Source organism: Paracoccus sanguinis (assembly GCF_900106665.1).
GTDB classification, from domain to species: Bacteria; Pseudomonadota; Alphaproteobacteria; order Rhodobacterales; family Rhodobacteraceae; genus Paracoccus; species Paracoccus panacisoli.
Genome location: NZ_FNNA01000002.1, coordinates 947038 through 969907, shown reverse-complemented (window position 1 = coordinate 969907; position 22870 = coordinate 947038). Strand labels below are relative to the sequence as shown.

24 protein-coding genes, 1 tRNA gene and 2 pseudogenes are annotated in these 22870 nt (G+C 69.2%); 19 read left to right on the top strand and 8 right to left on the bottom strand.

The annotated features are described in order from the left end of the window. Positions 1-3: 3 nt before the first annotated feature. From BLW17_RS11110 to BLW17_RS11090, 5 genes are read left to right on the top strand one after another with little or no spacing between them, the layout of a single operon-like run. The gene (locus BLW17_RS11110) at positions 4-2577 is read left to right on the top strand and encodes a molybdopterin-containing oxidoreductase family protein (RefSeq protein WP_197055247.1); all 2574 of its coding nucleotides are present in this window, start codon (positions 4-6) and stop codon (positions 2575-2577) included. Between the two features lie 14 nt (positions 2578-2591). Continuing rightward, positions 2592-3305, top strand: a complete 714-nt coding sequence (locus BLW17_RS11105) for a 4Fe-4S dicluster domain-containing protein (protein ID WP_081962799.1) — start codon at positions 2592-2594, stop codon at positions 3303-3305. Further along, positions 3298-4125 carry a TorD/DmsD family molecular chaperone gene (locus tag BLW17_RS11100; protein WP_036731388.1) on the top strand — a complete coding sequence of 276 codons (828 nt, stop codon included), beginning with the start codon at positions 3298-3300 and terminating at the stop codon, positions 4123-4125. The genes BLW17_RS11105 and BLW17_RS11100 overlap by 8 nt, the downstream gene beginning before the upstream one ends. Continuing rightward, positions 4119-5174, top strand: coding sequence for a 4Fe-4S dicluster domain-containing protein (locus BLW17_RS11095; protein ID WP_081969061.1), 1056 nt, complete (start codon positions 4119-4121; stop codon positions 5172-5174). Before BLW17_RS11100 ends, BLW17_RS11095 begins: the two co-directional genes overlap by 7 nt. Beyond that, on the top strand, positions 5171-6484 hold the full coding sequence (locus tag BLW17_RS11090; RefSeq protein WP_052176200.1) for a sigma-54-dependent transcriptional regulator: 1314 nt from the start codon (positions 5171-5173) through the stop codon (positions 6482-6484). The genes BLW17_RS11095 and BLW17_RS11090 overlap by 4 nt, the downstream gene beginning before the upstream one ends. Positions 6485-6629: 145 nt before the next feature. Here BLW17_RS11090 and BLW17_RS11085 read toward each other — a convergent pair whose 3' ends face one another. The 6 genes from BLW17_RS11085 to msuE form a co-directional block, all read right to left on the bottom strand. Beyond that, on the bottom strand, positions 6630-7400 hold the full coding sequence (locus tag BLW17_RS11085; RefSeq protein WP_036731381.1) for an ABC transporter ATP-binding protein: 771 nt from the start codon (positions 7398-7400) through the stop codon (positions 6630-6632). After that, on the bottom strand, positions 7397-8383 hold the full coding sequence (locus tag BLW17_RS11080) for an ABC transporter substrate-binding protein (protein WP_036707657.1): 987 nt from the start codon (positions 8381-8383) through the stop codon (positions 7397-7399). Before BLW17_RS11080 ends, BLW17_RS11085 begins: the two co-directional genes overlap by 4 nt. 35 nt (positions 8384-8418) lie before the next feature. After that, positions 8419-9261 (bottom strand): ABC transporter permease, encoded by an 843-nt coding sequence (locus BLW17_RS11075; protein WP_036731378.1) that lies wholly within the window; start codon positions 9259-9261, stop codon positions 8419-8421. 3 nt (positions 9262-9264) lie between these two features. Next, positions 9265-10623: an LLM class flavin-dependent oxidoreductase gene (locus tag BLW17_RS11070; RefSeq protein ID WP_036731374.1), complete on the bottom strand. Its 1359-nt coding sequence runs from the start codon at positions 10621-10623 to the stop codon at positions 9265-9267. Between the two features lie 21 nt (positions 10624-10644). After that, the gene (locus BLW17_RS11065; protein WP_074826574.1) at positions 10645-11547 is read right to left on the bottom strand and encodes a TauD/TfdA dioxygenase family protein; all 903 of its coding nucleotides are present in this window, start codon (positions 11545-11547) and stop codon (positions 10645-10647) included. A 75-nt stretch (positions 11548-11622) separates the two neighbouring features. Continuing rightward, positions 11623-12174 (bottom strand): FMN reductase, encoded by a 552-nt coding sequence (gene msuE, locus BLW17_RS11060; protein WP_036731371.1) that lies wholly within the window; start codon positions 12172-12174, stop codon positions 11623-11625. Between the two features lie 383 nt (positions 12175-12557). On the opposite strand from msuE, the gene BLW17_RS18150 reads away from it, so the two are divergent. The 3 genes and pseudogenes from BLW17_RS18150 to BLW17_RS11050 all read left to right on the top strand — a co-directional run bounded on the left by BLW17_RS18150 (position 12558) and on the right by BLW17_RS11050 (position 14686). After that, complete coding sequence (locus BLW17_RS18150; protein WP_156116109.1) at positions 12558-12710, top strand: hypothetical protein; 153 nt, start codon at positions 12558-12560, stop codon at positions 12708-12710. A 59-nt stretch (positions 12711-12769) separates the two neighbouring features. Continuing rightward, positions 12770-14113 (top strand): FAD/NAD(P)-binding protein, encoded by a 1344-nt coding sequence (locus BLW17_RS11055; RefSeq protein WP_244507327.1) that lies wholly within the window; start codon positions 12770-12772, stop codon positions 14111-14113. A gap of 58 nt (positions 14114-14171) precedes the next feature. Continuing rightward, positions 14172-14686: pseudogene (locus BLW17_RS11050) on the top strand (Lrp/AsnC family transcriptional regulator). Positions 14687-14727: 41 nt separating this feature from the next. On the opposite strand, the pseudogene BLW17_RS11045 reads toward BLW17_RS11050, so the two are convergent. Beyond that, positions 14728-15192 (bottom strand): annotated as a pseudogene (locus BLW17_RS11045) (IS5 family transposase); the annotation flags it as partial. Here BLW17_RS11045 and BLW17_RS11040 point away from each other — a divergent pair. From BLW17_RS11040 to pqqE, 9 genes are all read left to right on the top strand, one after another. Beyond that, positions 15187-15450, top strand: a complete 264-nt coding sequence (locus BLW17_RS11040; RefSeq protein ID WP_052176198.1) for a hypothetical protein — start codon at positions 15187-15189, stop codon at positions 15448-15450. The pseudogene BLW17_RS11045 and the gene BLW17_RS11040 overlap by 6 nt on opposite strands. Beyond that, a complete protein-coding gene (locus tag BLW17_RS18890) occupies positions 15447-15578 on the top strand; it encodes a hypothetical protein (RefSeq protein ID WP_331429077.1) in 132 nt (43 codons plus the stop codon). The genes BLW17_RS11040 and BLW17_RS18890 overlap by 4 nt, the downstream gene beginning before the upstream one ends. 21 nt (positions 15579-15599) lie before the next feature. Next, complete coding sequence (locus BLW17_RS11035) at positions 15600-16286, top strand: sulfite exporter TauE/SafE family protein (RefSeq protein WP_331429076.1); 687 nt, start codon at positions 15600-15602, stop codon at positions 16284-16286. Beyond that, a complete protein-coding gene (locus BLW17_RS11030) occupies positions 16283-16954 on the top strand; it encodes a FadR/GntR family transcriptional regulator (protein ID WP_036731365.1) in 672 nt (223 codons plus the stop codon). The genes BLW17_RS11035 and BLW17_RS11030 overlap by 4 nt, the downstream gene beginning before the upstream one ends. A gap of 724 nt (positions 16955-17678) precedes the next feature. Beyond that, entirely contained in the window at positions 17679-17780 is a 102-nt protein-coding gene (gene pqqA / locus BLW17_RS17810) for a pyrroloquinoline quinone precursor peptide PqqA (protein WP_036701654.1), read from the top strand. Between the two features lie 13 nt (positions 17781-17793). Continuing rightward, on the top strand, positions 17794-18672 hold the full coding sequence (gene pqqB / locus BLW17_RS11020) for a pyrroloquinoline quinone biosynthesis protein PqqB (RefSeq protein WP_036731362.1): 879 nt from the start codon (positions 17794-17796) through the stop codon (positions 18670-18672). Continuing rightward, entirely contained in the window at positions 18669-19442 is a 774-nt protein-coding gene (gene pqqC / locus BLW17_RS11015) for a pyrroloquinoline-quinone synthase PqqC (protein ID WP_052176197.1), read from the top strand. The genes pqqB and pqqC overlap by 4 nt, the downstream gene beginning before the upstream one ends. Then, entirely contained in the window at positions 19439-19813 is a 375-nt protein-coding gene (pqqD, locus tag BLW17_RS11010; protein ID WP_231572719.1) for a pyrroloquinoline quinone biosynthesis peptide chaperone PqqD, read from the top strand. Before pqqC ends, pqqD begins: the two co-directional genes overlap by 4 nt. Further along, positions 19810-20952, top strand: coding sequence for a pyrroloquinoline quinone biosynthesis protein PqqE (pqqE, locus tag BLW17_RS11005; RefSeq protein ID WP_074826572.1), 1143 nt, complete (start codon positions 19810-19812; stop codon positions 20950-20952). Before pqqD ends, pqqE begins: the two co-directional genes overlap by 4 nt. A 397-nt stretch (positions 20953-21349) precedes the next feature. On the opposite strand, the gene BLW17_RS11000 is transcribed toward pqqE, so the two are convergent. Continuing rightward, positions 21350-21425: transfer RNA gene (locus BLW17_RS11000), tRNA-Ala, on the bottom strand. 297 nt (positions 21426-21722) lie between these two features. Between BLW17_RS11000 and BLW17_RS10995 the strand changes: the two genes are divergently transcribed. Both BLW17_RS10995 and BLW17_RS10990 read left to right on the top strand, forming a co-directional pair. Then, entirely contained in the window at positions 21723-22448 is a 726-nt protein-coding gene (locus BLW17_RS10995; RefSeq protein WP_139305981.1) for a hypothetical protein, read from the top strand. Next, on the top strand, positions 22445-22777 hold the full coding sequence (locus BLW17_RS10990) for a hypothetical protein (protein WP_036707649.1): 333 nt from the start codon (positions 22445-22447) through the stop codon (positions 22775-22777). The genes BLW17_RS10995 and BLW17_RS10990 overlap by 4 nt, the downstream gene beginning before the upstream one ends. The last annotated feature ends 93 nt before the right edge of the window (positions 22778-22870 follow it).

Below are 22870 nucleotides of genomic sequence, written 5' to 3'. Positions count from 1 at the left end.
GCCATGACCCGACCGATGCTGACCGCGCTGCTCGACCCCGCTGCCTGGGCGCGCGCGCTGACCCCGACCCGGCGCCAGTTCCTGCAGACCGCGACCGCCACCGCCGCCACCGCCCTCGTGCTGCCGTCCGTGCCGCGCCGGGCCGAGGCCTTCGCCTACGAGCCCTATCCCAAGGACGACGAGCTCGAGACGGTGGTGACGTCCTGCGCGCACAACTGCGGCAGCCGCCACATGCTCGTCGCGCACAAGAAGGGCGACGTGATCGTGCGCCTCTCGACCGACAACGGCACCTATCAGGGCGACGCCTACGGCACCGACACCGAGGAAAAGCCGCAGGTCCGCGCCTGTTTGCGCGGCCGCAGCTACCGCGCGCGCCTCTATTCGCCCGAGCGGTTGCTCTACCCGATGAAGCGCGTGGGCGCGCGCGGCGAGGCCAAGTTCAAGCGCATCTCGTGGGACCAGGCGCTGAGCGAGATCGCCGAGCGGATGGTCCACCTCAAGACCACCTATGGCCCGACCGCGCTGCTCGACCAGTCCTACGCCGGCGCCTCGTACGGGGTGCTGCACAAGTCCGACCAGATCGAGGGGCTGCTGGGCCGCTTCCTCGGGATGTTCGGCTGCCGCACCAACTCGTGGTCGGTGCCGTCCTACCAGGGGACGACGTTCTCGAGCCGGATGACCTTCGGCACCATCGAGGACGGCAACGAGGACGACGCGTACGCCCACTGCAAGCTGATCATCATGTGGGGGTGGAACCCGGCCTATACGTTCCACGGCGGCAACACGTTCTACTACATGCGGATGGCCAAGCAGCGCGGCTGCAAGTTCGTGCTGGTCGATCCGCAGTACACCGACTCGGCCGCCGCCTATGACGCGTGGTGGATCCCGATCAAGCCGAACACCGATGCGGCGATGATGGCGGGCATGGCCTACCACATCTTCGACATGGGCCTGCACGATCAGGAGTTCATCAACCGCTTCGTGCAGGGGATGGACGCCGGCACCATGCCGGTCTGGGCGCAGGGGCACGAGAACTTCCGTGACTATCTGCGCGGGGACTATGACGGCACGCCCAAGACGCCCGAATGGGCCGCCGAAATCTGCGGCGTCAGCGCCGACGACATCCGCAAGCTGGCCGAGATGTACGCCACGACCAAGCCCGCCGCGCTGAAGGCGAGCTGGGCACCGGGCCGCAACGCCTATGGCGAGCAATACAACCGCATGGCCGCCGCCCTTCAGGCGATGACCGGCAACATCGGCATCCTCGGCGGCTGTGCCGAGGGCGTGGGCAAGGCCTGGCACCCCGAGGCGGTGGCCTATCCCTATGACCAGAACGCCAACCTCTGGTGGGCCTCGATCAAGTCCGACCGCTGGGCGCATATCGTGCTCAACTATCCCAACGTGCGGCGCGAAGAGGCGGGGCTATGGCCGCGCAGCGACGAGCTGGACGGGGTGGTGCCGAACATCCGCGGCATCTTCTGGCAGGGCTCGGACTGGCTGAACCAGCTGACCAACATCAACAAGGAGATCGAGGCGATCCGCCGCCTCGACAGCTATGGCGAGGGGGAAAGCCTGCTCGTCTGCATGGACTCGACCATCACGCCGACCGGCATCTGGGCCGACTACCTGCTGCCCATCGCCACCCACTTCGAGCGGCACGACGTCGCCCTGCCCTGGTACAAGGGGCACTATTACATCCACCGCCCGGTGGTCATCCAGCCGATGGGCGAAAGCCGCACCGACTTTCAGGTGTTCACCGAGCTGGCCTATCGGCTGGGCTTCGGCGAGGCCTACAACCCCAAGGCCAACCGCAACTACTTCAACGACCCCGACGAGGTGGACGAGGCTTACCTCGTGGACTGGTGGCACAAGGTGCAGGAACACCAGCACGTCGACTGGAGCTGGGAGACGTTCAAGAAGCGCGGCGTCTACAAGTTCATCCTGCCCGAGCCGCACGTCGCCTTCCGCGCGCAGATCGAGCAGGGGGTGCCATTCCAGACCGCCTCCGGCAAGATCGAGATCTTCTCGGGCCAGCTCGCGCAGATCACCGACTGGACGCGGACCCAGTACGGCTATCACATCCCGGCGATCCCGAAGTGGATCGAGCCGTGGGAAAGCCTGAACAGCCCCAAGACGGCCAAGTATCCGTTCCACCTCATCAGCCCGCACCCGCGCTGGCGCACGCACTCGATCTTCAACAACATCCCCTGGCTGCGCGAGACCTTCAGCCAGGAGACGACGATGAACGCCGCCGACGCCAAGCGCCTGGGCATCCAGACCGGCGACACGATCGAGGTCTGGAACGAGCGCGGAAAGGTGGTCACGCCGGTCTACGTCACCGAGCGCTGCATGCCGGGCGTCGCGGTGCTGCATGAGGGCGCGTGGATGGACCTCGATTCGAACGGCGTGGACCGGTCGGGCAACCCCGACTTCCTCACGCTCGATGAGCCGTCGCCCGCCGGGGCCTTTGCCTACAACACGGTTCTCGTGGATATTGCCAAGAGCGACCTGATCCACCGGCCGGGCTGGGACCAGCTGTCCACCGCCCGCAGCCACGTCTTCCGCCGCGATCTCTGAGGGGGGCTCGACCGATGGCAACGAACAGCGACGTCCGGGTTCACACCCCGCCCACCCCCGAAGAGCGCGCCGCCATCAAGGCGCGCATCAAGGAGAACGCCGCCCGGCGCAAGCGCGAGCGCTATGTGCCGGTCGTGCCCGAGATGCAGATGGGCTTCATCCACAACAACGTGGACTGCATCGGCTGCCGGGCGTGCGAGATCGCCTGCAAGGACAAGAACGGGCTGGACGCCGGGCCGCGCTTCCGCCGGGTGCAGTACGTGGAAGGCGGGATCTTCCCCAACGTCTTCGCCTTCAAGATCAACATGTCCTGCAACCACTGCGCCGAGCCCGCGTGCCTGCCGGCCTGCCCCACCGGGGCGATCTGGAAGCGCGCCGACAACGGCGTGGTGGACATCGACTCGACCCTCTGCATCGGCTGCCGGAAATGCGAGGCCGCCTGCCCCTTCGGCGCGCCCCAGTATGACCCGCACCGCAACGTGGTCGCCAAGTGCAACATGTGCATCGACGAGCTCGAGGCCGGGCGGAAGCCCTATTGCGTCAGCGCCTGCATGATGCGGGTGCTGGACGTGGGCCCGATCGACCAGCTCAGGGACGGCACCTATCAGACCAAGGCGCGCGGCCCGAACGATCAGGTTGTGAGCCAGGTCCGCGGGATGGCCGACCCCGACCTGACGAAGCCCTCGATCGTTTTCATCCCCCATTCCAAGGGCCGTGTGGATGGCTGAGACGACCAAGGCTGCGACCCACGACTGCGGCTGCGGGGCCGACCACCATCACGGCCCCGCCGACGAGAGCGCCCGCCCCGAGCCCGCGAAGCTGTCGCCCGAGGGGCAGGCGGCGCTGACCGCGGCGGCCGAGGCGCTGGGCCTCATCATCCGCCTGCATGACCGCGAGCCGGACGCGGCGCTGGTCCGCGGCCTCAAGGAGGCCGAGGCCCCCGCGCTCTTTGCCGCGATCCTCGCCGGCGAGGACGGCCAGACCGCCGCCGCCGCGCTGGCCGAGGCGCTCGACGCGCTGCCCGACGACCCGGTTGAGGCCGACATGGACCTCGTGGCCGCCGCCTGGGCCGAGGTGCACATCACCCACGGGCTGCGCGCCTCGCCCAACGGCTCGGTCTGGATGACCGTCGAAAGCCTCGAGCGGCAAGAGCCGATGTTCGCGGTCCGCGACTGGTACGAGCACTACGGCCTCTCGACCCCCGACTGGCGGCGGCGCAGCGACGACAACATCGTCCACGAGCTTCAGTTCGTGCAGCACCTGCTGGGGCTGGGGACGCAGGTGGCGGCCGTCGATGCGGGGCGGTTCATGGACCTGCACGTGCTGCCCTGGGTGCCCGAGTGGGGCCGCCGCGTCGCCGCCCGCGCGGCCGAGCCGCTGATCGCGGCCAGTGGGCTGCTGACCGCGACCTACCTCGAGGGGCTGCGCGAGCTGATCGCGCAGGTCTCGGGCGTGCGCCGCGGGCCGGTGGCGCCGCTGCCGCAGGCCCAGGCCGTGACCCCCGACGAGCCCGAGCGCTTCATCCCCGGGGTCGCCGAAAGTTGGTAGCCCCCCCGCGCGAGGCCGAACCGGGCGGGCCGGCGCCCGCCGGCTCTGCATCCGCCGCGGGGTCCGTCTCTGCGGTGCGCGAGGGGCGCTGCACCCATGCGAGGCTCGAGGAATCCTCGTGCCAGGCCTGTGAGGATGCCTGCCGCGAGGACGCCATCTTCCCCGCCGGCCCCGAGATCTTCATCTTCGCCGAAGCCTGCACGGGCTGCGGCGCCTGCGTCGCCGCCTGCCCGCAGGAGGCGTTGGCGCTGGCGCCCTCGCCGCCCGAGGTGCTGATCCCTCTGGGAGCGGCCGGACCCGCGGTGGCGATGTGCCGCGAATGGCCGGGCGCCGCCCGCGCCGCGGTGGCGCGCTGCATCCACGCTCTGTCGGACGCGGCTCTCGCCGCCGGCCCGCACCGGATCGCGGTGGCGACGCCCGACTGCGCCGCCTGTCCGCTCTGCCCGCCCGAGACGCTGTTCGACCGGGTCGCACGGCTCAACGCGCTGGCCGCCGACCGCGGCCGCGCGGGGATCGAGCTGCGCCCCGCCACCCCCGCCGAGGCCCGCGCCGCGCTGGACGAACGCGCCGCCGTGGACCCCGCGCGGCGCCGGCTCTTCGCCCGCTTCGCCACCGCGGGCGAGGTTGCCGCTCCCGCCGAGCCCGCCGCCGCCCTGCGCGAGCTGCAGGCGCTGCCGGGCGCCGCGCCGCGGTTCCGGCACGTCCCCCGCATCGACCCCGCACTCTGCATCGGCTGCGACGCCTGCCTGAGGATCTGCCCCGAAGAGGTCTTGGCGCTTGACAGCGAGGGCGGAGTCTTGCGCTACACTGTGGCCGCAGAGCGGTGCACCGGCTGCGCGTTATGCGTGGACATCTGTGCCCCCGCCGCGATGAGAGTCGAGCCGATGGCCCAGGCAGCCGCACCGATCCCGCTTCACGATTTCCGCTGCCGGATGTGCGGCGTCTCGGTGCACGAGCCGGTGACGGCGGCCACCGAGGCGGCCCCGGACCTCTGCCGCATCTGCCGCGCGGCCCCGCACGGCAAGCGCCTGCACCAGGTGATTGCGTGACCCCTGCGGCCCCCGATCTCGTGGTCGTCGGCGGAGCGCGCCTCGACGCGGCCGCCGCGACGCTGGCCGAGGCGGGCTATCCCGTGCGCCGCGGCGCCGACGGCCCTGCGCTCGAGCGGCTGATCGACGAGGCGATCCCGGCGGCGATCCTGCTCGACGCCGGCCTGCCCGACCTGCCGGCGCTGCTGGCCGAGCTGTCGCCCGGCTGCGGGGTGATCGTGCTGACCGCCGAGCCGTCGGTGGACGAGGCGCTTGAGGCGATCCGCGCCGGGGCGGCCGACTATCTGCCGGCCGGCGCGCCGCTGCCGATCCTCGCCCGCGCGCTCGACCGCATCTGCACCGTGCGCCGGCTGCAGGACGATGTGGAGTTCTGGCGCAGCCGCGCCGCGCCCGGGCAGAACGCGATGCTGGGCCAGAGCCCGGTGATGGGCGCGCTGCGCCGCACCATCGAGCTGGTGGCCCACGCCGCCGCCCCGATCCTCATCACCGGCGAGGGCGGCACCGGCAAGTCCGCCATCGCCCAGGTGATCCACGCGACCAGCGGCCGCGCCAGCCGCCAGCTCGTTGCGGTGGACTGCGATTCGACCCTCACCCCCGCCGACCTCTTCGGCAGCGAGGGGCAGGGCCATGTCGGCCGCGGCATCCTCGCCCAGGCGCAGGGCGGCACGCTGCTGCTGAACGACATCGAGCGCCTGCCCGAGACGATCTATGCCCCCCTGCTGCGGCTGCTCGAACAGGGGCGGGTGCGCCGGATCGGCGGGACGCAGTTCATCGGCCAGGACATCCGGGTGATCGCCACGACCTCGGCCGACCTCAAGGCGCGGGTGGCCGAGGGCACGTTCCGCGACGAGCTGTTCTACCGCCTCTCGACGCTCGAGGTGCACGCGCCCGCCCTGCGCGACCGCCCCGAGGACATCCCGGCGGTCGCCCACCACCTGCTCGAGACGCGCAGCTTCCAGCGCGACGTGGAGAAGCGCTTTGCCCCCGAGGCGATCGACGCGCTGGTGCGCCACCACTGGCCGGGGAACCTGCGCGAGCTGCACAACGCGGTGGACCGCGGCGTGATCATGTCCGCCGACGCCCCCGAGATCACCTCGGCCGACCTCGGCCTGCGCCCCGCGCCGGGCGCCCGACCGGCCCCCGGCGGCGTGGTGCTGAGCTTCGACCACCTGCCCACCGCCGAGGAGCTGCGCGCCCGCTACATCGACCTGCTGCTTGATCGCTACGGCGGCAACCGCCAGAAGGTCGCGCAGGTGCTGGGGATCAGCGAGCGGACCACCTATCGGATCATCCGCAAGGCGGCTGAGTAAGGGCGGGTCTACTCGGGTCGAGCCCAACTGCCGAGCATTGCGATCCCGGGAGGCCGGCGCAAGCTCGGCCCGGCAGAGAGGCGCTCGTCTCACAGGTAAAGGTCCGCCAAGGGCGCTGGTCCCTCGCACGATCCCAGCCGACCCGTCAATGCAGACCGAACTCGGCCATCAGGCGGCGGCGCATCTCGACGAAGCGGGGTTCGCTGCGGTCGCGTGGGCGTGCGAGGCCCACGTCGATCAACCGCGGCACCGCGCCCTTCTCTTTCGGCAGCACCAGCACCCGATCGGCGAGGTAGATCGCCTCCTCGAGGTCATGGGTGACGAGGATCAGGGTCACGCCTTCCTCGCGCCAGATGCGGGCAAGCTCCTCCTGCATGGTCAGCTTGGTCATCGCGTCCAGCGCGCCGAGCGGTTCGTCGAGCAGCAGGATTTCCGGCTGCACGGTGAGCGCGCGGGCGATGCCCACCCGCTGCGCCATGCCGCCCGACAGCTGGCGGGGATAGGCGTCCGCGAACTCGGCCAGGCCCACGAGCTGGATGTAACGGCGGGCGCGCGCTTCGGCCTCGGCCCGGGGCACACCGCGGACCGTCAGGCCGAAGGACACATTGCCCAGAACCGTGAGCCAGGGCAGCAGGCGCGGCTCCTGGAAGATGATCGACCGTTCGGTGCCGACGCCCCTGACCTCTTGCCCGTCGATCAGCACCCCGCCGCTGTCGGGCGTCTCAAGGCCCGCCAGCACGCGCAGCAAAGTGGTCTTGCCGCAGCCCGAGGGGCCGACGATGGCCAGCGCCTCTCCCCCCCGGATGTCAAGCGAGAGGTTGCGCAGCACGTTCAGGCGCTGGCCGTTCAGCGCGAAGGATTTGGAGAGGGCACGAACCTTGACCTCTCCGCGGCGGATGGACGCGTCCACAGTCATGACTTTGCCTCAGTTCGGGGTCGGGCGTCGCCCGTCACGTAAAGGATATCCTTGGCCGTGAGCTGGCCGGGCTTCACGGCGCCCTCGCGTTCCAGCACGTCGATCCAGAACTGGATGTCGTGGTCGACCGCCAACCCGCCCTCGCGCACGCCGTAGCCGGCGAAGTACTGCGCCACGTCGGCATTCTCGCCGCGTTCGGCCAAGACGCGGGCGAAGATCTGGCGCGTTTCCGCGATGTGGTCGCGGGCGTAATCCAGCGCACGGGCGGATTGCTCGACGAAGATCCGGGCCTCTTCGGGATGCGCCTCGATCCAGTCGCGCCGCAGGACGACGAAGCCGCCCGCGATCTCGCCCAGGACGTCGGTATCGTCGAACACCGCGCGCAGACCGCCGTTCCGCAGGGCCGCGCCGGTGAACGTCGTCTGCCAGTAGCCGAATGCCGAGACATCGACCTGGCCCGAGCGCAGGACCTGTTCCAGTTGCGGTCCCGGCACGACGATCAGGTTGGCGCTGTCCTCGGGCAGCCCCTTCTGGTGAAGCGCTTCGCGCACGACATAGTCGAGATGCGCGCCGAGCGTGTTGACCGCGATTGTCTTGCCGACGATGTCCGCGACGCTTTTGATCGGGCTGTCATCGCGCACGTAGAAGACCGACTGCGCCTCGTCGTTGATCCCGTTCGAGGGATAGGCGGCGACGAAATCGTTGCCGGCGGCGATGGAGTTGAGGACGGCGGCCGTCGCGGCCGAGCCGATCTCGACGCTGCCCCCGGCCAGCGCCACGAGCGACGCCGGGCCGCCCTGGGCGTAGCCGACGTTCTCGAAGGTGATGCCGGTGCCTTCGAAGTAGCCGAGTTCGTCGGCCAGTTCGAAGGCCGAGAGGCCGCCCTGGCTCGAGAGGTAGCGGAGGTTCACATCGGCCCAGGCGGGCGAGAGGGTGAAGGCCAGCGCGGTCGAAGCCGCGAGGATGCGGAGTGTGGCGATCATGGAGGTGGTCCTTTGGTCGAGAGGGGAGGAGGGGGTCAGTTCGTCACGTCGGCCCAGCGGCAGAGCCGCCGTTGCAGGGCGACGAGGGCCGCGTTGGCCGACAGGCCGAGCAGCGCGAGCAGCAGGATCGCCGCGAACATCTGCGGGATCTGGAAGTTGTACTGGGCGTTCATCACCTGAAACCCGAGGCCCTTGTTCGCGCCGATCATCTCGGCCGCGATGAGCAGCAGCAGCGCCGTCGTCGCCGACAGGCGCAGCCCGACGAAGATCGCGGGCACGGCGGCGGGCAGGACGACCCGGCGGAACGTCGTCAACCGCGAGGCGCCGAAGGTGGCCGCCATCTCGATCAGCTTGCGGTCCACCTCCTTGACCCCGCCGATGGTCGCGAGGAGAAGCGGGAACAGCGTCGCCCAGAAGATCACGAAGATCTTGGACGTCTCGCCCAGCCCCAGCAGCAGGATGAACACCGGATAGAGCGCGAGCGCCGAGGTCTGGCGGAAGAACTGCAGGATCGGGTCCAGCGCCTCTTCGAGGGCGCGGATCTGGCCCATGAACAGGCCCAGCGGGATGGCGACGGCGACAGCGGCGGCAAAGGCGATGCCCGACCGCTGCAGGCTGATCGCGATGTCGTCGAGAAGCGCCCCGCCGACCACGCCGGTCCAGGTGGCGGCGATGATCCTGTCGAGCGGCGGGAAGATCGTCGGGTTGATCCAGCCGTGGGTCGAGCCGACCTGCCAGAGGGCGAGAAAGGCGGCGACTAGCCCGAACCGGCGCACCGCGACGGCGGCACCGGCCGCCCCGCGGCGCAGCAAGGCCGCGCCGGGGGTGGCCGACCCAGCGGCGGGGAGGGCGGAGTCATCGAGGCTTTGGTAGGTCATGGCTCACTCCGCGGCATGGGTGGTGCGGCGCAGGGCCGCCCAGCGCGTTTCGGGGAACGGAAGGCCGAGGTTCTCGCGCAGGGTCCGCCCTTCGTATGCGGTGCGGAACAGGCCGCGGCGCTGCAGCTCGGGGATCACGAGGTCCACGAAATCGGTCAGGCCGGTCGGCAGCCACGGCGGCAGGATGTTGAAGCCGTCGGCGCCTTCGTTCGTGAACCACTCTTCCAGCGTGTCGACGATCTGCGTCGGCGTGCCGACCACGGTGAAATGGCCCCGGGCGCTCGCAACCCACTGATAGAGCTGCCGGATCGAGAAGTCGTTCTTGTCCGCGATCTGACGGATCAGGGTCTGGCGCGACTTCATGCCCTCGGTCGGGGGCACCGGCGGCAGGGGCCCGTCGAGGTCCACCCCCGTCAGGTCGAGCGTGCCGCCCGTCAGCCCCCTGATCAACGCGATGCCGTCCTCTTCCAGGATCAGGCTGGTGAGGCGCTCGTATTTCTCGCGCGCCTCGGCTTCCGTCCGGCCGACGAACGGCGAGACGCCGGGCATGATCAGAATGTGGTCGGGGTTGCGCCCGAGGCCCCGCGCCCGGGCCTTGATGTCGCGATAGAACTCCTGCGCGGTCTCGAGCTTCTGGTGGGCGGTGAAGATCACCTCGGCCGTCGCCGCCGCGAGCCCGCGGCCGTCCTCGGACTGCCCGGCCTGCACGATGACCGGGTGGCCCTGGGGCGACCGGCTGACGTTCAGCGGCCCCTTCACCTTGAAATGCGTGCCCTTGTGGTCGGTCGTGTGCACCTTGTCGGGGTCGAAGAACCGGCCCGACGCCTTGTCGCGGATGAAGGCGTCATCCTCGAAACTGTCCCACAGCTTCTTGACGACATCGACGTGTTCGGCCGCGCGGGCATAGCGGAAGGCGTGCGGGTGCTGCTGGTCGAGGTTGAAGTTATGCGCGGCCCCGTCCGTCGCCGTCGTCACCACGTTCCATCCGGCGCGGCCATCGCTGATCAGGTCCAGCGAGGCGAACTTGCGCGCGAGGTTGTAGGGCTCTTCGTAGGTGGTCGATGCGGTGGCGATGAAGCCGAGGTTCTTCGTCAGGGGGGCCAGCGCCGAGAAGAGCGTCACCGGCTCGAACCCGGCGATCTTGGCATTGCCACCCTCGACCCCGGCGCCGAACGCGATGGCGAGCCCGTCAGCCAGGAAATAGGCGTCGAACAGGCCGCGTTCGGCCTCTTGCGCGAGCCTGACGTGAAAGTCGAAGCTGGTGGCCCCGTCGACGGGGCTGTCGGGGTGGCGCCAGGCGGCGATGTGCTGGCCGCCTCCGGGAAGGAAGGCGCCAAGGCGGATCTTGCGGGTCTGGGTCATGGTGTAGTTCCTTTCGGGGGATCAGTTGGCGGTTCGGGGGGTGCTGGCGCGGCCATCGGGGCCGACCGGCACATCGCCGGCCAGCGTCACCCGCTGCACGACGCGGTGCGCGTCGCCGTAATCGTTGACCGCGACATGCTGGGTCGCGCGGTTGTCCCAGATCACCACGTCGCCCGCCTGCCAACGCCAGCGCACGGTGTTTTCGGGGGCGGTGACGCGGGCCTGCAGCAGGTCGTAGACCCTGGCCGAATCCTCGCGCGACAGGCCGGTGAAGCGCTGCAGGAAGCTGCCCAGCAGCAGGCTGCGTTCGCCGGTTTCGGGGTGGACCCGGACCACCGGATGCTCGGTCTCGAACACCGCCGAGGCAAAGACCTCGGCATGGTATGTCACGTCGATCGCGCGCGCCGCGGGCCTGTCGGCGGCATAGTCGTAGGCGTTGGAATGGATCGCGCGAAGGCTGTCAGCCAGGGCCTTGAGCGGCGCGGGCAGGTCCGCATAGGCACTCACCGTATTGGCCCAGATCGTGTCGCCGCCATGGTCGGGGATGACGACGCCCCGCAGGACCGACGCCTTGGGATAGGCCGCGACGAAGGTGACATCCGTGTGCCACCGGTCCGCGCGCCCGCCCCCCCGGCTCGAGTCGAGTTCGAGGATCGACGTCGAGCCCGCCACGACGGGCTGGGTGGGGTGGGGGTCAAGCTCGCCCAGACGCAGGGCAAAGGCCTCTTGCGCGGCGTCGTCCAGATGGGACTGGCCGCGCAGGAACAGCACCTTGTGGCGCAGAAGCGCCTGCCACAGGGCATCGATCACCGGCTGCGGCAGGTCGGCCGACAGGCGGAGGTCGCGGATTTCGGCCCCGATCCGGGGGGTCACGAGCAGGATGTTTCCCGCGCGCAACGCGTCGAACGTCTGATGCAGGGTCACGGTTTGGGTCCTTTCGGGCAAGCCGACTTCGGTCACGCCATGGGCGTGCTGGCGGCATCGGGAATGTGAGGAATGTCAGGCGGCGTTGGCGGTGACGGGTCGCCTGAGCCAAGGGGTGAACTGCGCCACGGCCCGGTCGATCCGGGCGAGCAGCGGCAGCGCGGCAGGCTGGCCCTCGGCGAAATCGGCGGTCGAGGCATAGACGCCGGTGGGCAGCGTCACCGCCTCGAAGAAGCCGAAGAGGGGACGCAACTGATGCTCGATCACCAGCGCGTGCTTGTCCCCGCCGCCCGTCGCCGTCAGCAGCACAGGCTTTCCGGCCAGTGCGGCCGGTTCAAGCAGGTCGAAGAGATGCTTGAACAGCCCGGTATAGCTGCCCTTGTAGACCGGGCTGCCGACGATCAGGGCATCGGCCGCGATCACCTGATCGACCAGCGGCTGCGCCTCGGGCGCCAGATCGGCGAGGCTGCGGGCCTGACCGAGCGAGGGCCCGAAAGCGTCAAGATCATGCAGGCTGGCGGCGGTGCCGAACTGGGCCGAGACCCGTGCCGCGACCGCCCCGACCAGGGCGTGGGTCTTGGAGGGGCGTCCAAGACTTCCCGAGATTCCAATGAGTTGCTGCGGCATCGTGGTGTCCTAAATATCTATCTATATTGTCGTGTATAATGTTGGATGCGGCCCCGTCTGGCCATTCCAAAGATGCGGCCGAAAAGAGGTTGAAACTTCTGCCGCGGGTGGCGCGGACAGCGGAGGTTTGCCGAAACGGCCCCTCGGGGGCTGCGTGCGGGCGTGGCCTGCCGGGCGGCGCAATCTTCCCGTCATGGTCGATTCCACGGCAACCAGACCGAGGATGCGGCAGGGTTGGCGAGGGCGGCGCGAAGAACGCCCTTTCTCTGCGGGGCCCCAAAAGAGAATGGTTTACACGACTAAGTTGGTCGATATTTAAAGATAAGGAACGATCCGAATCTTGACCACGTCTGCCGGACGCCGATCCTCAGAAGGAGACCATCATGCTTGACGGACGTTTCCCTTCGGAAATCTACCGCACGCGTGCCGCGGGACAGGTCCCGGCCAGCGACCGGCCCCACGATCAGGTCACTCCCCGGATCTGGATGTCGGTCGCGGGCCTGGTCGGGATGATCTGCCTCGTCTCGTTGGCATGACGGAGATGCGCCCCTTTCCTGATCAGGATGCCGGTGCCCGCCCCCCGCGCGGGCCGCATGTGCTGATCATCGGCGGCGGTGCGAGCGGGGTGATGATGGCCGCGCATCTCTTGTCGCGGCCGGACACGGGGTTTCGCGTCACCATCGTCGAGGGGCGCCACATGCTGGGCTGCGGGGTCGCCTATTCGACCACCGACCCCGACCACCTGCTGAACACCCGCGTCCACAACATGAGCGGGTTTGCCGACCGCCCGCACCATTTCCTCGACTGGCTGCGCGTCCGACCCGAGGGGGAGGGTGTGACCGAGCAATGCTTCGTCGGCCGGGCCACCTATGGCGCCTACATGGCAAGCCTGCTCGAGCCCTGGTCGGGTGACGGCTCGGACGGGCGCCTGCGCTGCGTGCGCAAGACCTGCGTGCGCCTGCGCGACGTGCCGGAGGGCGTCGCCGCGACGCTGGACGATGGTCAGGTGCTGAGCGGTGACATGGCGGTGCTGGCCACCGGGCATGTCCAGCCCGCCCCGGATCCCGAGGGCGCGCTGAGCGGACCCTGGTCAGACCCCCGGCCAGTGGACCCCGACGACCGCATCGTCATCGTCGGCAGCGGGCTGACCATGGTCGACTGCGTCCTGTCGATGCTGAAGTCAGGGCATCGCGGCCCGATCCTGTCGATCTCGCGCCGGGGCCTTCTGCCGCGCGACCATGCCCCGACGCGACCGCTGCCCATCGATCTGACCGACCTTCCGCTGGGTGCGCCGATGTCTGTCCTGACCCAGTGGCTGCGTCGTCGTGCACGGGCGGCGGAACGCATGGGAGGAACCTGGCGCGATGCCGTCGATGGCGTGCGGCCGCACGTCCGCCACCTCTGGCGCGCCTTGCCGCCTGCCGAGCGTGCGCGCTTCCTGCGCCATGCCGCCACCTGGTGGGACATCCACCGCCATCGCATCCCCCCCGCCTCGGCCGCCGTAGTGGCCGGGGCGCTTCGGTCGGGCCAGCTGGTCCTGCAACGCGGGCATTTCCTGACGGCCGAGGTCGACGCCGAGGGCAGTCGCTGCGTCACCTTTCGCCCGCGTGGGGACGTCGCCGCGACCCGGATCTCGGCCGCCCGCATCATCGACTGCCGCGGCATCCGCCGCGACCCGGAGCGGAACGCGACGCCGCTGATCGCCGATCTGCTGGCCTCGGGTCAGGGGCGGATCGATCCCTTGCGGATCAGCCTGGACGTCACCGCTGAGTGCGAGGTGATTGCCCGGAACGGTGCCCCCTCGCGCCGGATCTACGCCATCGGGCCCGCCGCGCGCGCCGCATTCTGGGAAATCACCGCCGTTCCCGACATCCGCGACCAGGTTGCAAGGCTGGCCGACGCGATGGCGGCCGGAACGACGAGCACGGTGCCCCGATGAGCGGTTCTCCAAACCGGCTGCGGGTCGTCGCCCGGGCCCCCGAACGCCGCATGTCCGAATGCCTGTCGAAGAATCGGAGCCGCATTTGAATACTGGCAAGTCCGCGGCGCTCGACCGGATCGACCGCAAGATCCTGCACGAACTGATGATGGACGCGACCCTGCCCGTCGCGCAACTCGCCGATCGTGTCGGACTGCCCAGACCCCCTGCTGGAAGCGCGTGCAGAAGCTCGAGGCGGCGGGCGTGATCGACCGCCGCGTCGCCATCGTGCCGCCGGAACGGATCGGCCTCGGTCTGACGGTGTTCGTCGAGATCGTCGCAGCCGATCACAGCCAGGACTGGCGCGACGCCTTTGCGGCGCTCGTGGCCGAGTATCGCGAGATCGTCGAGGTCCACCGGATGGCAGGGGAGGTCGACTACCTGCTGAAGGTCGTGGTCGAGGACACCGCGGCGTACGACAGTTTCTATCTGGACTTCACCCGCCGCTTGCCGTGCCGGAATGTGACGTCGAAGTTTTCGATGGAGCGGATCAAGGCGACGACGGCACTTCCCATCGATACTACGGAGCCGTGAGAGATCAGGCTGGGCGGACGCTGTGAGGAGTCCTTTGAACACGTTGACGAATAGCGGTGCCACAAGGGAATTGACGTGATGTCGATAAAACTAAGGAGCCTTTTGGCGGTCTTGTCGTAGCGGGTGGCGACGCGACGGGAATTCTTGAGCTTGTTGAAGCACCGCTCGACGCGATTGCGCGGGCGGTCCAGCCTGCGGTCAACGGCGACCCGAAGCTTCCGAGCTTTGGACATGGGGATGACCGGCACCACTTCGCGCACGTCGATGGTCGTGCGGATGTTGACAGAGTCGTAGCCGAGGTCTGCGAGCAAAACGCTTGGCTCGGGCTGGTTGTCAGCCATGACCAGATCAAAACCGAGGTAGTCCAATGTCTGCCCAGCCGTGTTTTCGGTTCTCATGCGCCGGCCTGCCGCACTGATCCGCAGATGATCTTGGTCGTGAAGCCACCTCGCGAGCGGCCGAAACTTTAGCGCGGGGTCCCCTTTTGCGCCTGTCGCCTGATGCTTCAACGGGGCGAGCGTTATCCGCATCTCGACCTGCGCGTCGACGATCACGGCGATCCCTTGGCCGAACTCGCGCGGTTGATGGAGGTCGCCGCCGAGCGCTACCTGCACGTCGCGGCGATCCTTCCGACTGAGGCGCGGTTTTCCGGCCAGCCTGACCGGAGCGGCGTCGACAAGGCTATCGCCGACGCCGAGGCGGCGCGCGGCGGGACCACCCGCTCGATTGCCACCGGCCCGGCCGCGGGGACCAGCGCGCGATGATCCTGGGAATCGAGACCAGTCATCTGCTTGAGTTGACCGGACTGGCGGCGGTCTCGGGCGTGATCGGCGGCGTCATCGCCGGACTTCTCGGCGTCGGCGGCGGGATCGTCATCATCCCGATTCTTTAATTCGCTCTGACGCTGACCGGCATGGATCCGGCGCGGACGATGCAGGTCGCGGTCGGCACCTCGCTGGCTACCATCGTGTTCACCTCGCTGTCCTCAGGGCTGGCGCATCACCGGCGCGGCGCGATGGACCTTGCGCTGATCCGGCGCTGGGTGCCGTGGACTCTCTTGGGCGTGGTCGTCGGCTCGCTGATCGGCGGATATGTCTCGGGCTGGGTGCTGGTGGCGGTGTTCGCCATCATCGCGCTGATCGTGGCATTTGACATGATGCTGCGCAGGCCCACGGGCGACGTCGAACCGCAACGGTTCCCTGCGGCGGTCTGGGCGTTGCTGGGCGTATTCACCGGCGGGATCTCCGCTATGATGGGGATCGGGGGGGGCACAGTGGGCGTCCCGATCCTCAACTTTCTTGGCTATGACATCCGCAAGGCGGTCGGCACCTCCTCGGCCATCGGCTTCCTGATCGGCCTGCCCGGCGCGCTCATCTACGCCGCGACCGGTCTTGGCCAGCCCGGCCTGCCGCCGATGTCGCTGGGCTATGTGAACCTCTATCTCGCGGCGATCATCATCCCGCTGTCCACGTGGATGGCGGTCTATGGGGTCCGGCTGGCGCACAGCATCGACCGGCGCCGGTTGCGGATGGCCTTCGGCATCTTCCTGCTGCTGACCTCGCTGCGGATGTGGGTCGATCTGCTAAGCGGGGTACGATGAGCGCCGAACTCCTCCAGAAACTGCGCAATGTGGCCGCCGACGCCCGCCGCGACGGCCGCCTACCGCCCGAGCGCGAGCTGGCCGCCACACTGGGCGTCGGGCGCGGGCAGCTGCGCGGCGTCCTCGCCAAGCTCGAGGCGGAGGGCGCGGTCTTTCGCCGGCAGGGACAGGGGACGTTCGTGGTGCCGACCCCCGCCACCGGCCGGCAGAGGCTTCGCACCCTTGCGACCGCCATTTCGCCTGCCGACGTGATGGAAGTTCGCCGTCAGATCGAGCCGGGTCTCGCTAGCCTTGCGGCTCTGCGCGCGTGCGACACCGATATCGCCGGGCTTCGCGAACTTGCTGACCGCTGCCGAGCGGCGACTGACCCGGCGGCTTACGAAACAGCCGACGAGATCTTCCATCACCGGATCGCGGAAATGTCGCGCAACATTCTGTTCCTTCGCGTCTATGAAGAAATCCGCGCCGTCCGCGCCATGACGCGATGGCACGCCGAACGCGCTCCGGTCCTTGACGCACAGCAGATCGCCGAGCGGTGCTGTGAGCATGATGCCGTCGTCGCGGCCTTCTGCGCTGCCGATACCAAGGCTGCGTGGCAGGCCATGGACAGGCACCTCGAGCGCGTAGAAAGGTCTATCAGGCAGCAGGGTTTGAACGGCGGCGAGTAAGGGGCGTGAGGGAGGCGCTTAGTGGCTAAGTTTGTGGTCCGTCAAACTTACCCATCAGGCGCATCCGTCTTCGCAGGTAACTCTTGAGACGAAAGCGGTCCACCGATTGGCTCCGCGGAGCCTCCCCTGCCTGAAATAACCCTCGGAACTCTTGGAACCCGATCCATGGCTGACATAATGGCCATTTACAAATCCGTTCCAGTACGCCGCGAGATAGTCGTCGGCCCCTGTCGGGTGAACGCAATGACCGGTACCGTTCGTGCGGGGTCGGCATTATTTCCCTCGACTGTGCGCTTCATCAGCGATCAGGAGCCGTGCGAAATCGACGCCGGCGAAGATGTCGGTGACTCTTGCGTACACACCGTACCGTGGCTCAGCACCACTACTTCGGCTTCCGATAAGCCCGTTCTCAGGCGCCAGCGGACGTGCGAAAGCGCGCGCGCTGGCTTCCGGCCCCGACAGTTGTCACCGCAGCGCGGTGCTGTGGCGGCTGTCTGGCGAGGGGCTGGCCCCGCCCATGTCGCGCGCCGACGAGGACAGCCGCCCGATGCCCGCCAGCACGAGGCCCTTCCCTGCGATGTCCGCATCAGCCCGCCTCCGCACGATTTTCACTGAACCGCCCGGCCCCCGTCTGCACCTTTCATCGCAGATGGCGGGCGGCGCAGTTGACAGCTGCCCGCGGGGCGCGAACACTCGGACCGACATACAAAAGCGGAGGTATTGTATGCGCTGGTCCAAGCCGAAAGCCCGCGAGATCCGCTGCGGGATGGAAATCAACATGTACGGTCCCGCCGAGGATGATCGCGACGCCCGCGACGTGATCTGATCCGGCCCATCGGATGAAAGTGACGATTCTTGGGGCAGCCGCCGGTGGTGGGCTGCCCCAATGGAACTGCGGCTGCCGGAACTGCCGCGACGCCCGCGCGGGCAGGATTGCAGGGATGACCCAATCCTCGGTGGCGGTCACCGTTGACGGGCACACCGTCGTACTGAATGCCTCACCCGACATTCGCGCCCAGCTTTCCGCCTGCGGCATGGCGCCCGAGGGGCTGCGCGGCAGCCCGTTCGCGGCGGTGGTGCTGACCAATGCCGATGTCGATCACCTGGCCGGGCTTCTCAGCCTGAGGGAATCCTCGGCCTTTGCGATTCACGCGACTCCGGCCACGCTGGCGATCCTTGCGCAGCCGATCTTTCGGGTGCTGAACCCCGACTACGTCGCCCGCGTGCCGATCGCGCTGGACCAGCCCTTTGAGCCCGTGCCCGGCCTGCGCGTCACCGCCTTTGCGGTGCCCGGCAAGGTGGCGCTGTATCTCGAGGACGGCGAGCCGGATACGCAGCTGATGGGCGAACAGACCGTCGGGCTGCGGCTTGAGTCGGGCGGGCGGCGGCTGCTGTATATCCCCGGCTGCGCGACGGTCCCGGATGGGCTGTTGGCCGAAATGGCGGCGGCTGACCTGATCCTGTTCGACGGCACCGTCTGGCAGGATGACGAGATGGGCCGCACCGGCACCGGCTCCAAGACCGGCGCGCGGATGGGTCACATGGCGATGGCCGGTCCCGAGGGCAGCATGGCCCGGCTGGACGGGCTGACCGCCCGCCGCGTCTTTGTCCACATCAACAACACCAACCCTGTGCTGCAACCCGCCAGCCCCGAGCGCGCCGAGGCCGCCGCCGCCGGCTGGGAGATCGGCTTTGACGGGATGGAGATCACCCCATGAACGCGCAGTCCCCGACCCCCACCGCGGCCCCGCCCCAGCCTGCCAGCCCGGCCGAATTCGAGGCCCGGCTGCGCCAGATCGGCGCCGAGCGCTATCACGACAAGCACCCGTTCCACGAGTTGTTGCATTCTGGCGGCTGCACCATCGACCAGGTGCGCGCCTGGGTCATCAACCGCTATTACTACCAGTCGCGCATTCCGATGAAGGACGCGGCTTTCATGTCGCGCGTCACCGACCCCGATCTGCGCCGCGCCTGGCGCTCGCGGATCGAGGATCACGACGGCACCGCCGACCAGCCCGGCGGCATCTGGCGCTGGCTGCGGCTGGCCGAAGGGGTGGGGCTGGCCCCCGATTACGTCGCCTCGGCCCGCGGCGTCCTGCCGGCGACGCGGTTTGCGGTCGATGCCTATGTCCGCTTTGTGCGCGACGAGCCGCTGCTGGCCGCGGTCGCCTCGTCGTTGACGGAACTGTTCGCGCCCGCCATCCACCAGCAGCGGATCGCCGGGCTTTTGGCGCATTACGATTTCGCCAACCCTCAGACCATCGCCTATTTCCAGCATCGCCTGACCGAGGCGCCCAAGGACGTGGCCTTTGGCCTCGGCTGGGTTCTGGACCATGCCCGCACCGCACAGGACCAGGACGTGGCCGCCGCCGCGCTGGTGTTCAAGACCGACGTGCTCTGGGCGCAGCTTGACGCGCTGCACAGCGCCTATGTCGCCCCCGGCCGCATCCCGCCCGGCGCCTGGCACCCCGGCGAGGGGCTGGCATGAGCGCCGCCCTGACCGATGACGGGCGCGCGACGGCAGGGCGGGCCGACCCAAGCACGGCCAGCCCCGCCCAGGCCCAGCCGCCCGCCGCGGGGCCGGGCATGGGGGTCACCGACCGACCGGTTCTGCCGCGCGGGGTGCGGCTCCATGACGACCGGGTTCGCGGCACCAAGGTGCTGCTGGGCCCCGAAACCGCGCTGATGCTGGACGAGATCGGCGCCGCGATCATCGCCGAGATCGACGGCCGGCGCGACGTGGCCGAGATCGGCGCCGCCCTGGCCGGCCGCTACGGCGCGGACCTGGACGAGGTGTTGCCCGACATCGTCGAGTTTCTGGCCGACATGGCCGGGCGCCGGCTGGTGGACCAAGCATGAACGCCCCCGCCCCCCCGCCGCAACCCGACCCCCATCCCGCGCGTCGCGCCAACGCCGTACCCCCGCCTCTGGCAATGCTGGCCGAGCTGACCCATCGCTGCCCGCTGGCCTGCCCCTATTGCTCGAACCCGCTCGCGCTGACCGACCGGGCGGGCGAGCTGACCACCGCGGAATGGGCCGATCTTTTCGCCCAGGCCGCCGCGCTGGGGGTGCTGCAGCTGCATCTGTCGGGCGGCGAGCCGGCCGCGCGCACCGACCTTGTACAGATCGTCGCGGCCGCGCGGGCGGCGGGGCTTTACACCAACCTCATCACCTCCGGGATCGGGCTGACCGGACGGCGGCTGGACGAGCTGGACGCGGCCGGTCTGGACCATGTGCAGCTGTCGATCCAGGGCGTCAGGGCCGAGATTGCCGATCATGTCGGCGGCTATCGCGGCGGGTTCGACCGCAAGATGCAGGTCGCGGCCGAAATCGCCCGGATCGGCTTTCCGCTGACCGTCAACGCGGTCATGCACCGGCTGAACCTGCCCGATCTGGCCGAGACGATCGCGCTCGCCGACCGGCTGGGCGCGCGGCGGATCGAGGTCGCTTGCGTGCAGTTCCAGGGCTGGGCGCTGCAAAACCGTGCCGCGCTGCAACCCTCCCGCGCCCAGGTCGAGACCGCCAAGCAAGTCGTGGGCGAGGCGCGGGCGCAATATACCGGGCGGATGGTGATCGACTTTGTGCCGCCGGATTATTTCTCCGATTTTCCCAAGCCCTGCATGAATGGCTGGGGGTCGACCGGCTTCAACGTCACACCCGAGGGCAAGGTGCTGCCTTGCCACGCCGCCGAAACCATCCCCGAGCTGCAATTCCAGACCATCCGCGAGGCGCGGTTGGCCGAGATCTGGTTCAACGGCTCGGCGTTTCAGGCGTTTCGTGGCACCGACTGGCTGCCCGAGACCTGCCAAAGCTGCCCGCGGAAAGAGGTCGATTTCGGCGGCTGCCGCTGCCAGGCGATGGCGATCGCGGGCAATCCTCGCGCCATCGACCCGGTCTGCCGCCACTCGCCCCACCGCGCCACGCTTGACCGAATCATCGCCCAAGACGCCTCCACCCCCGCCCCCGATTTCGTCTATCGGCGCATGGGCCGCAGCTAGGGCGGGGTCGCGGGGCGGGGCACGCAAGGCGCTAGGCCCAGAGGACCATCGGCAGCCCGGCCACCGGCGACTCGAAAAGGGGATCGTCGTCCCCCGCAGACCCGAAATCGACCCGCCGGAAATCCGGCCTGCCCAACGAAGGAGGCACCATGGCCTGTTGCCGCGGAGAGTTAACAGGTCGCCAAAGGCAACGGTTGCGACGAGGATCCACCGAGACCCTGTTGCTGCTTTTCAGGTTGCAGGCAGGCAATCCTACGGTGCCGACACCCTGCCCAATGTCCAGAACTGCCCGCTGTTGTCCGTGGAAACCCGCGGGAAGGTGAGGGACAAGATCGAGGGCCACACCAGCAGAGCAGCATGCTAACCGCTGCAACATTTCGCAATTTTCATGAATATCTGGTGGAGCCGAGGGGAATCGAACCCCTGGCCTCATCATTGCGAACGATGCGCTCTACCAACTGAGCTACGGCCCCACAGGCGGGCTATCTCGCGCAGGCGCGGGCGGTTGTCAAGCGCGTCTCGTCGGGCTGTTGCACCGCGGTCTGCATTGGACTTGGCGCCGGGATCGGGCCGGCGTGCGTCGTGTCTCGAGCGGGGCTTGCCAACCGCGCCGCCGCCTTGCGGGGTGTCACGGCGCGCCCCCGGATGAGCCGAGCATAGAGCCCGAGCCCAACCCCCGGCATGGTCCCTTGGGACGACCCGCGCGGGCGGGGGCTTGGCAAGCGGGCGTGGCCCCGGCACCTTCGCTCACGTCGAGCGAGGAGTCCAAGATGACAGCCCTTCCCCCCCTCTCACCCCGCCATCGGCGCCACGCTCGGTTGCGACGGGTTGCCGCGGCGCTGGCGCTCGGGCTGGTGCTGGCTGCGCCGGCGGCCGGGGCGGCCGGGGCGTCCGAGGCGGGCGACCTGGTCTTTGCCGAGCGCGGCCCGTGGTCGCTGGGCGACAAGGTGCTCAGCTGGGCGGTGACGCGCGAGGGGCCGGCACGGCCGGACCTGCCGCCGATGGGGGCGGGGACGCTCAGCCTTGCGCAGACCGTCGATGCCTCGGACGGCAAGCCGGTCCTGCAACTGACCCAGAGCTGGGCGGGTGGGGCGGCGCCCGAGCGGCGGATCGGGCCGTTCCCGGTCTCGGGCGGCGACCCGGCGGTGATCTATTTCCTCGAAAGCACCACCCGCGACATGGCGACGCTCAGCGGCGGCAGCCCGGATTACATCCGCAACCGCCTCAAGGACGCGCTGTTCCGGGGCGGGCGGGTCAGCCGCGCGGACGGGCGCGCGACCGTCGAGCTCGCGCCGTTCGCCGATGACCCGAACCGGGCGCGGATGCACGGGTTCGACACGCTCACGCTGCGCTTCGTGCTGGGCGACGACCCGAAGGCTCCGATCCGCGAGATGGTCGCCGCGACCGCCGGCCCCGTGGCCGCCGAGCTGCCGCGCGAGATGGCCGGACAGACGGCCGCGCCCACGGCCTATCGCCACGCGCTGGTGCTGCAATGAGGGCGCTGGCGGGCCTTGCGCTGCTACTGCCCGCCGTCGCCATGGCGCAGACGGTGAACGATTACCCCACCACCGCGCGGGTCGAATACGTCATGGCCTGCATGGCCACGAACGGCGAGACGCCGACCGCGCTGCAGCGCTGTTCCTGCGCCATCGACGCCATCGCCGGGATCCTGCCCTACGAGGCCTATGTCGATGCCGAGACGGTGCTGCGGATGCGCCAGACCTCGGGCGAGCGGTCGGCCATGTTCCGTTCGGGCGCGGCGGTGGACGGGCCGATGGCCGACCTGCGCCGGGCCGAGGCCGAGGCCGAGATCCTCTGCTTCTGACGCGGCGCGGGCCTCGCCGGCGGAGGGGTACGGGCCCGAAAGAACCCGGGTTGACCCGGCGGCCCGCCCGGCGTTCCCTGCGGGCGAACGCAG

Coding starts and splice junctions, on each gene's coding strand:
- BLW17_RS11110 (WP_197055247.1), top strand. CDS start 4: ATGACCCGACCGATGCTGACCGCGCTGCTCGACCCCGCTGCCTGGGCG.
- BLW17_RS11105 (WP_081962799.1), top strand. CDS start 2,592: ATGGCAACGAACAGCGACGTCCGGGTTCACACCCCGCCCACCCCCGAA.
- BLW17_RS11100 (WP_036731388.1), top strand. CDS start 3,298: ATGGCTGAGACGACCAAGGCTGCGACCCACGACTGCGGCTGCGGGGCC.
- BLW17_RS11085 (WP_036731381.1), bottom strand. CDS start 7,400: ATGACTGTGGACGCGTCCATCCGCCGCGGAGAGGTCAAGGTTCGTGCC.
- BLW17_RS11080 (WP_036707657.1), bottom strand. CDS start 8,383: ATGATCGCCACACTCCGCATCCTCGCGGCTTCGACCGCGCTGGCCTTC.
- BLW17_RS11075 (WP_036731378.1), bottom strand. CDS start 9,261: ATGACCTACCAAAGCCTCGATGACTCCGCCCTCCCCGCCGCTGGGTCG.
- BLW17_RS11070 (WP_036731374.1), bottom strand. CDS start 10,623: ATGACCCAGACCCGCAAGATCCGCCTTGGCGCCTTCCTTCCCGGAGGC.
- msuE (WP_036731371.1), bottom strand. CDS start 12,174: ATGCCGCAGCAACTCATTGGAATCTCGGGAAGTCTTGGACGCCCCTCC.
- BLW17_RS18150 (WP_156116109.1), top strand. CDS start 12,558: ATGCTTGACGGACGTTTCCCTTCGGAAATCTACCGCACGCGTGCCGCG.
- BLW17_RS11040 (WP_052176198.1), top strand. CDS start 15,187: ATGCTTCAACGGGGCGAGCGTTATCCGCATCTCGACCTGCGCGTCGAC.
- BLW17_RS18890 (WP_331429077.1), top strand. CDS start 15,447: ATGATCCTGGGAATCGAGACCAGTCATCTGCTTGAGTTGACCGGACTG.
- BLW17_RS11035 (WP_331429076.1), top strand. CDS start 15,600: ATGGATCCGGCGCGGACGATGCAGGTCGCGGTCGGCACCTCGCTGGCT.
- BLW17_RS11030 (WP_036731365.1), top strand. CDS start 16,283: ATGAGCGCCGAACTCCTCCAGAAACTGCGCAATGTGGCCGCCGACGCC.
- pqqA (WP_036701654.1), top strand. CDS start 17,679: ATGCGCTGGTCCAAGCCGAAAGCCCGCGAGATCCGCTGCGGGATGGAA.
- pqqB (WP_036731362.1), top strand. CDS start 17,794: ATGAAAGTGACGATTCTTGGGGCAGCCGCCGGTGGTGGGCTGCCCCAA.
- pqqC (WP_052176197.1), top strand. CDS start 18,669: ATGAACGCGCAGTCCCCGACCCCCACCGCGGCCCCGCCCCAGCCTGCC.
- pqqD (WP_231572719.1), top strand. CDS start 19,439: ATGAGCGCCGCCCTGACCGATGACGGGCGCGCGACGGCAGGGCGGGCC.
- pqqE (WP_074826572.1), top strand. CDS start 19,810: ATGAACGCCCCCGCCCCCCCGCCGCAACCCGACCCCCATCCCGCGCGT.
- BLW17_RS10995 (WP_139305981.1), top strand. CDS start 21,723: ATGACAGCCCTTCCCCCCCTCTCACCCCGCCATCGGCGCCACGCTCGG.
- BLW17_RS10990 (WP_036707649.1), top strand. CDS start 22,445: ATGAGGGCGCTGGCGGGCCTTGCGCTGCTACTGCCCGCCGTCGCCATG.